Origin of the sequence: Rhizobium acaciae, assembly GCF_025941625.1 — a bacterium.
GTDB lineage: Bacteria > Pseudomonadota > Alphaproteobacteria > Rhizobiales > Rhizobiaceae > Rhizobium > Rhizobium acaciae.
The window spans coordinates 68,579-76,110 of sequence record NZ_JAPCZO010000033.1 but is presented as its reverse complement, the minus strand read 5'-3'; the positions used below and the strand labels follow the sequence as shown (position 1 = coordinate 76,110).

The window sequence follows — 7,532 nt, the reverse complement described above, 5'->3', positions numbered from 1 at the left end:
GAAGCTAGCCGGCTGCAGTGTCAGCCAGGTCAAGCGAGTTTGGGCCGCGTTCGTGGCGCAAGCGACGGCTCAATGAAGAAGGCAGCGTTTTCAGCTCAACGATTGCAACTTCGGCGGTTGACTGGCACAAAGTTAAACTATGGCAACTGACAACGTACCGTCCCTCGCACTGCTGATCGATGGCGACAACGCGTCCCCAAAGATCGTCACCGGCCTGCTCACCGAAATCGCCAATTACGGGGTGGCGAGCGTCAAGCGCATCTATGGCGACTGGACCGGACCAAATCTTAAAGGCTGGAAGGAGTGCCTGCTTGAGCACTCCATCCAGCCGATCCAGCAATTCGCGTACACAACCGGAAAGAACGCCACCGACGGTGCGATGATCATCGATGCCATGGACCTTCTTTATACCGGCCGTTTCTCAGGCTTCTGTATCGTATCCAGCGACAGTGACTTCGCAAGGCTGGCGGCCCGCCTGCGGGAACAGGGCGTTACCGTCTATGGTTTCGGAGAGCGAAAAACCCCTCGTCCGTTCATCACCGCTTGCGACAAGTTCGTCTATTTCGACGTGCTCAATGCCGCTACACCGGAAGCGTCTGAGCCGGCCGTCCTGGCGTCGAAACCGAAGAAGCCTGTTGTTGATGCCGCGCCGGCCAACAAGTCTGTCGCGACGAAGCCGGCGCTTGACAAGGCCGCGCTCGACATGCTGGTCAAGGCCGTGACCGCCTCGGCCGATGAAGACGGACGCGCCAATCTTGCTCGCGTCGGCGCACATCTGGCAAAGCAAGCACCGGATTTCGATGCTCGTAATTATGGCTTTCCTCGTCTTAGCGATCTGGCCGAAGCATCTGGCATCGTCGATGTCGAGCGCACCGGAGAGAATCCAAAAATCATCATGGTAAAACTGAGGAAAGATCATCGCTGATCCCTATTGAGGCGGATCTGCGCTGATCTGTGCATCGAATGCGGCCTCTTCCTGCTCGTGCTGAGCTATGGCACGCTCCAACTCGGCCGTAATCTGCAGACGCTCGCCAGCGTCAATCGATGCCGCCAACTCAGCCCGCAATTCCTGAATGTGATCATATGTAGTCATCGTCAGCTCCTCTGATTGAAAAACAGAGGCTCGCCCCCGAGCTGAGGGGTTTATGTCAATGACCGCCGTGGCGGCCCGAAGGGCAGATGGGGGAGCCGATTTTGTCGCTTGCGGCAAAATTGGGGGAAACCGACTGTCATTTATATAGGCCCGTCAGCTCGGTACGGTCGACTTATGTTGAGAGAGAGAAAATACCTCTCCGTATGGCACCGTATTTCGGCCGAAGGCCAATAGATTCAACTCACTGAGAGGGGAGAAAGAGCGCTGCCCTCTCTCCCCCACAAGCACTAAACCGGTCTCCCCATGCTTCGGCCGATGGCCTGCAGCACCAGCCGGCTGTCCCGACTGGCCCTGCGGGTGGGTGATCCCCCTCCGGTTTAGCGCTTGTCCCCCTCTCTTCCGCTGCTCCGCGCGAACTCGGGGAGCAGGAGCGGGGCTCCTGCTTTCCCCTCCGATTTGGGAGGCCAGGGAGTGACGCTAGAACCCGGGATTGAGGTTGCTATGATGGAAGAGAGCAGGGCGGAAACTGCGGTTTCCCTTGATGAGTTGATGGATCGGCACGTAGCGGCGCAACTGGCGACCGCAGATGCGGTTCGTGCGTGGGATGATCGCAGGGTGGCTGGCGAAGTTACGAGCGTCGCCTACATAAACGGACTGTTGGGCGTCGCGCGTGACGAAGAAGCCAGCCGCCTGGCGATCGTCAACTACAGACCACGGGACGATTGGGAATCGAGGCGGAAACTGATTTATATGGCGGCTTACCTGATAGCGACACGGGGCACCCTGCACGCCAATGAGATGAATTCGGTCTTAGAGTAGGGGGCATTCTCAGGAGGGTCGATGTTCTTCGACGGACCGTGCGAACGCCGCAGACAGAGCGGTGCTTATCGCTTACTCCGCAGGAAAGCCGGCCGGTCCTATCAAACCGCCGCTTGGTCGCGGCGGCTCCACGCGCTTACGGCCATGGGTCGAATAGAGCGTCAGGCCGACAAAGGTGAGGCCCCCAACGAGATTGCCGACAACCGTGGGAATCTCATTCCAGATAAGATAGTCCATCATCGAGAACTTGCCGCCAAGCATCAGGCCCGACGGGAACAGGAACATGTTAACGATCGAATGCTCGAAGCCCATGTAGAAAAAGAGCATGATCGGCATCCACATGCCGATGACCTTACCTGATACGGAAGTCGACATCATAGCGGCGACAACACCCGTCGAGACCATCCAGTTGCAAAGCACGGCACGGATGAAGAGCGTCAGCATACCGGCCGAGCCGTGCGCCGCGTAGCCCAACGTACGACCTTCACCGATATGGCCGATCTTCTGCCCAACCTCGTTGGGAGCCTCGCTGAAGCCGAAGGTAAAAATGATCGCCATCATCACGGCGACCATGAATGCACCCGCGAAGTTGCCGACGAAAACTAGCCACCAGTTGCGCAGGACGCCACCCGCTGTAACACCTTTTCGCTTATCGATCAGGGCAAGCGGCGCCAGCGTGAAGACCCCTGTCAAAAGGTCGAAGCCCATCAGATAGAGGAGGCAGAAGCCGACTGGAAACAGGATCGCGCCGGCCAGCGGCTCGCCTGTCTGGACGGTGATGGTCACCGCAAAGGCTGCAGACAATGCGAGAATGGCACCCGCCATGAATGCTCGGATCAGCGTGTCACGGGTGGACATGAAGATCTTTGCCGCTCCGGCATCGATCATTTTCACCACGAACTCGGTTGGATTGACGTAGGACATTTCAGCTCGTCTCCCTGAACAAAGCAATTGGATCGAGCGGTGCACGCTCTTCCGATTAGATCGAGTTGAGATCATGGAAGCGATACCCTCTCAAACCAGTGGGCATGTCAAAAGAAGCCCACGGTGATTCGAACTGCTTTTGTCAGGCAGCGTTCTCGGGGATGCTCGTTACTCCACTATCAATTACGGTCTGCCGTATGACGACTTTGGCAACTTTTCCGGTCGCTGTGTGAGGAAGCTCCGAGACGATATAGACGTCGTCGGGAATGGTCCATTTAGGGACTTTGCCGTCGTAAAGGCGGGCCAGATCATCTTGCGTGAATTCCGATCCTGGCGTGAGAACGGCAACCAAAACAGGTCGTTCGCCCCATACCTTATCCGGCCTGGCAACGACTGCCGCCTCCTTGATCGCTGGATGTCCTTGGGCGATATTCTCCAACTCAATTGAGCTGATCCACTCGCCGCCTGATTTTACCAGGTCTTTGGTGCGATCCACGATCTGCACGAAGCCATCTGTATCCATCGTGACGACATCCCCGGTATCAAACCAGCCGTCCGCCACGTGGCCTACGCTTTCCGGAGCATTGAAGTAGGACTTTGCAACCCAGGGGCCTCGGACCTTCATCGAGCCGATTTCTTTGCCGTCCTTGATAATCTCACTTCCGTCGGAACCCTCGATACGGAATTCCATTCCGAACACCGGTCGGCCCTGCTTTATCTGCAGATTCCGTTTGTCCGCATCCGAAAGATCGCCATGTTTGCCTTTCAGAGTGGCCGAAAGGCCAACTGGGCTTGTTTCTGTCATTCCCCACGCATGTTGGACCCTAATTCCTTTGTCTTGCCACCGAGCAACCATGACAGGCGGTACCGCTGACCCGCCGATTGCAACGCGTTCGAGCGCTGCGAAACTTTGACTTTGTGTGTCGGTCCAATCCAACAGATTGAGCCAGATCGTCGGCACACCTGCCGCGAAAGTCACCCCCTCCGCCTCAAAGAGGGAGTACAGGCTGGCGGGGTCGAGCCGTGGTCCTGGAAGGACAAGCTTTGCCCCCACCATCGGCGCAGCATAGGGAAAGCCCCATGCATTCACATGGAACATGGGAACGACGGGCGCCACAACGTCACTAGCAGAGAAACCCAATACATCGGGCACACAGATAGCCATTGCGTGAAGCACTGAAGAGCGGTGGCTATACAGGACTCCTTTTGGGTCGCCGGTGGTGCCAGACGTATAGCAGAGACCGGAGGCTGTATTCTCATCGAACACCGGCCAATCGAACGCGTCGGCTTCCCCAGCCAAGAGCGTTTCGTAACACACCATGGCAGGTAGTACCGAAGACTTCGGCATGTGCTTTTCGTCGGTCATGATGACCACTGCGACCATCTTTTTGAGCTTGTGCGCAAGTTGCTCAAGAATTGGCAGGAAGGCGGGGTCGGCAAAGATCACGCGATCATCGCCGTGATCAACAATGTATTCGATCTGGCGGATGAACAGGCGAGGGTTGATGGTGTGGCAAACGAAGCCGGAACCGGAGATACCATAGTAGAGCTCCATATGCCGGAAGTCGTTCCACGCGAGCGTCCCGACCCTGTCACCACGCCTCAACCCCAAGTTCGCCAACGCGTTCGCAAGTTTTTGACTGCGACGGTAGAGGTTAGCGTAGGTGCAGCGGTGGATACCTCCCTCGGGAGTGCGAGAAACGATTTCCACGTCGCCATGATAGTTTGCGGCATGCCGCAAAACTGACGACAGCAGCAAGGGGTAGTCCATCATTAATCCACGCACGTCAGCCTCCTCGTCTAACTCACTTTATCGGCTCTGGGGACTGCAGATCGCTGCATGCGCTACGTTGTCGATTATCGTGAGAAGTTGTTTTGTTCCCACGATCAACTCCGACTCGAGGATCGTCAGCGGAGGCATCAGCTTGATGACCTCGTCATACGGTCCGCACAGTTCAACAATGAGTCTCTGCTGATAAGCTTCCGCCTTGACGCGGGCGGCGAGCGCGGGATCCTTGACGTCGATCCCCTGCATAAGGCCAGTTCCCTTCGGTCGGAACGGCCGACTGTCGCAGTAATCCGTCAGCAGGTCCAGCAGGAGGCGACTCTTGCGTCTGACCTCGTTCTCAAACGCATCTTCACCCCAATAGTGCTCGATTGCAGCAGCGGCAGTGACAAAAGCGTGGTTGTTACCGCGGAATGTTCCGTTGTGTTCTCCCGGCAGCCAAACATCCAAGTGCGGCTTTAGAAGTACCAACGACATCGGCAGTCCAAAGCCCGACGCAGACTTCGCCATGGTCACGATGTCCGGGGCGACGTCGTAGTCTTCGAAGCTGAAAAAACGTCCTGATCGTCCGCAACCAGCCTGAATCTCGTCGACAATCAGCAAGGCACCATGTTCAGTCGCAATAGCTGCGATCTTTTGCAGCCACCCCCGGCTTGCGACGTTCAGGCCGCCTTCTCCTTGGACGATTTCAACAATGATCGCAGCCGGTTTGTCGATCCCACCTGAGGGGTCGTCGAGCTGGCGTCTGAGAATGTCGGCGGTGTCGATATCTGGCCCAAGATAGCCGTCATAGAGCGCGCGATGAACTCCCGTCAGCAACGGAGCTGATGACCCTCGATTGTGGGAATTCGCCGTAAGCGCCAGCGCGCCCAGGGAGCAACCGTGAAAGCCGTTTGTGAAGGCGACGACGTTGGTTCGTCCAGTCGCTTTACGCGCAAGCTTTATCGCTGCTTCCACCGCATTTGCACCAGTCGGGCCGGGGAACTGCACCCGGTAGGAAAGCGAGCGGGGCGCAAGTATCCGCTTGGCGAAGACTTCCATAAACGCATTTTTGGCAGTGGTTTTGAGATCCAGCCCCAGGGTTATGCCGTCGGCTGCAAGGTATTTCAACAGGGCCGACTTCAGGATCGGATTGTTATGTCCGTAGTTCAGAGACCCACAACCGGAGAGAAAGTCGAGATAATGCTCGCCGTCTTCGGTCACCAGATGAGAGTCTCTGGCAGCTGAGAAGGTCGCCGGATAGGACCGGCAATAGCTGCGAACTTCAGATTCTGCGCAATTTACCACCAACTGGTCCATCCCAGCCTCCCCTAATTGAAACTCCAATTACTGACTGCTCATTTCCCTTTCGCCAGCGCGATGCCTGACCCGACAACGATAGCGAGGCCAGCGAACACCCAGACGTCCGGCATGTCTGAGAAGACGAGGTATCCCAGCACCGCGCCCATGATGATTTCGGTATAGGTAAAGGGTGCGATCGTGCTCGCACTTGCCCACTCGAAAGACTTTATGATGAGGAGGTGCGCAACTGCCGCCACAATGCCGGTGGCAATCAGCAGAACCCATTGTTCCGGCATCGGGTTCGTCCAGTAAGGGATAACCGCGAAGGAAGCGATGACACCTCCAACGAGCCCTGTGTGGTAGACCGAAACGACCGCGGGTACCTTGGCGTCAATGAAACGCGTCAAGAAAAGAAAAAGCGCGTAGAAGAACCCGGCAAGCAATCCAACCAGGTACGCCCAATGCCACGCAACGAGCGTCGGCCTTGTGGCGACAAGGATCCCGATAAATCCAACCAGAACGGCCAACCATTGATAGGGCGATACCTTTTCCTTCAGGATCACAGCCGCCATCAATGTCAGGATAAACGGTTCGACGAACCAGAGTGTCAGCGACGTCGTCAGCGGGAGATAATGGATCGTCACATAGAACAATGCCACTGCGGCGAACAATGCAGCGCTTCGCAACACCAACATTGCCGACAACGTCGGCCGTAGGAATCGCGGACCGTAGACGATCGACGAATAGGCACCAGTAGCGATGCAGTGGAAGAAGAATCGGCCCCAAATGACCTGAATAATCGGCAGGCTCAGCGAAAGATACTTGGCCATGATGTCGGAGAAGGGCAGAATTTGGAGTGCGGCGACAATCGTCAGAATGCCGATGATCTCCCCGGGGCGCTCAATGACCGCGGTGTTTCTTGTTTCAAGCATGGGCGTGCTCCTTGACTATCGGAAGACCGGTGAGTCCAATTGCGTTCATGGTGTCCGATTGGGTGACCGACCACTCGCCGATATCCAGAAGATATCGATTGAAATTGTTCTGGTTGTTGTAGATGTTCCGAAGCCACGTCTTCGTGTCGATCGCGAGGATGACGCAGATCAGGCCGTTCATGCTGTCGACGTAAGTCTCGCCCGTTTCCGTGAAGCCCATTTGTTTCATGGACTTCAGCGGGCTGATCGCCATGTCGCGGTGGCAATCGGCAAGGACCGTATCTATACCATTGGCGATCGCATGATGAAGGCATGCCTTCACCATGCAGCCGTAGACGCCGAACGGTGCCCCCGGAAAACGTTTGTCCCGGAACTCCGGCACAACCATCAGACGCTGGACTTCGACCACCTTTGGCTGCCGGCTCGAAAGAGCGCGCACATCGACTGCGTCAGTGATGTGGAAGCCCATCTCCTGCGCTTTGACAATGCGCATGGTACCAATCGGGAGATCATCATTAAGCCAAGCGACATAATAGGTGGAACGGTCGTGAAAACCGTCGGTGTACGGATCCGCTTGGGCGCTCAGCCACCCAAACTCGTTTCCGTAAACCTTGCGCCATAGAGAGGTGACCCCCAGCATATCTGCTTCGGTGTTGGCCAGCCGGGTTACAACAGAATCCTGGGACATGCCTTCTCC

Annotated in this window: 8 protein-coding genes; 2 read left to right on the top strand and 6 right to left on the bottom strand. The window is 56.6% G+C overall.

Annotated elements, in window-relative coordinates; all coding sequences use genetic code 11:
• The first annotated feature begins 139 nt into the window (after positions 1-139).
• Positions 140-925 (top strand): NYN domain-containing protein, encoded by a 786-nt coding sequence (locus OLZ32_RS34960; protein WP_264424911.1) that lies wholly within the window; start codon positions 140-142, stop codon positions 923-925.
• Positions 926-928: 3 nt separating this feature from the next.
• Here OLZ32_RS34960 and OLZ32_RS34955 read toward each other — a convergent pair whose 3' ends face one another.
• A complete protein-coding gene (locus OLZ32_RS34955; RefSeq protein WP_264424910.1) occupies positions 929-1,093 on the bottom strand; it encodes a hypothetical protein in 165 nt (54 codons plus the stop codon).
• Between the two features lie 471 nt (positions 1,094-1,564).
• On the opposite strand from OLZ32_RS34955, the gene OLZ32_RS34950 reads away from it, so the two are divergent.
• A complete protein-coding gene (locus OLZ32_RS34950; RefSeq protein WP_406650360.1) occupies positions 1,565-1,912 on the top strand; it encodes a hypothetical protein in 348 nt (115 codons plus the stop codon).
• Between the two features lie 72 nt (positions 1,913-1,984).
• On the opposite strand, the gene OLZ32_RS34945 is transcribed toward OLZ32_RS34950, so the two are convergent.
• The 5 genes from OLZ32_RS34945 to OLZ32_RS34925 form a co-directional block, all read right to left on the bottom strand.
• On the bottom strand, positions 1,985-2,836 hold the full coding sequence (locus OLZ32_RS34945; protein ID WP_264424909.1) for a formate/nitrite transporter family protein: 852 nt from the start codon (positions 2,834-2,836) through the stop codon (positions 1,985-1,987).
• A 142-nt stretch (positions 2,837-2,978) separates the two neighbouring features.
• The gene (locus OLZ32_RS34940) at positions 2,979-4,622 is read right to left on the bottom strand and encodes a long-chain-fatty-acid--CoA ligase (protein WP_264424908.1); all 1,644 of its coding nucleotides are present in this window, start codon (positions 4,620-4,622) and stop codon (positions 2,979-2,981) included.
• Positions 4,623-4,646: 24 nt separating this feature from the next.
• Positions 4,647-5,921, bottom strand: a complete 1,275-nt coding sequence (gene ectB, locus OLZ32_RS34935) for a diaminobutyrate--2-oxoglutarate transaminase (RefSeq protein WP_264424907.1) — start codon at positions 5,919-5,921, stop codon at positions 4,647-4,649.
• A gap of 38 nt (positions 5,922-5,959) precedes the next feature.
• Positions 5,960-6,835, bottom strand: a complete 876-nt coding sequence (locus OLZ32_RS34930) for a DMT family transporter (RefSeq protein ID WP_264424906.1) — start codon at positions 6,833-6,835, stop codon at positions 5,960-5,962.
• The gene (locus OLZ32_RS34925) at positions 6,828-7,523 is read right to left on the bottom strand and encodes a GNAT family N-acyltransferase (RefSeq protein ID WP_264424905.1); all 696 of its coding nucleotides are present in this window, start codon (positions 7,521-7,523) and stop codon (positions 6,828-6,830) included. The genes OLZ32_RS34930 and OLZ32_RS34925 overlap by 8 nt, the downstream gene beginning before the upstream one ends.
• Between the last annotated feature and the right edge of the window lie 9 nt (positions 7,524-7,532).

Coding starts and splice junctions, on each gene's coding strand:
- ectB (WP_264424907.1), bottom strand. CDS start 5,921: ATGGACCAGTTGGTGGTAAATTGCGCAGAATCTGAAGTTCGCAGCTAT.
- OLZ32_RS34945 (WP_264424909.1), bottom strand. CDS start 2,836: ATGTCCTACGTCAATCCAACCGAGTTCGTGGTGAAAATGATCGATGCC.
- OLZ32_RS34960 (WP_264424911.1), top strand. CDS start 140: ATGGCAACTGACAACGTACCGTCCCTCGCACTGCTGATCGATGGCGAC.
- OLZ32_RS34955 (WP_264424910.1), bottom strand. CDS start 1,093: ATGACTACATATGATCACATTCAGGAATTGCGGGCTGAGTTGGCGGCA.
- OLZ32_RS34930 (WP_264424906.1), bottom strand. CDS start 6,835: ATGCTTGAAACAAGAAACACCGCGGTCATTGAGCGCCCCGGGGAGATC.
- OLZ32_RS34925 (WP_264424905.1), bottom strand. CDS start 7,523: ATGTCCCAGGATTCTGTTGTAACCCGGCTGGCCAACACCGAAGCAGAT.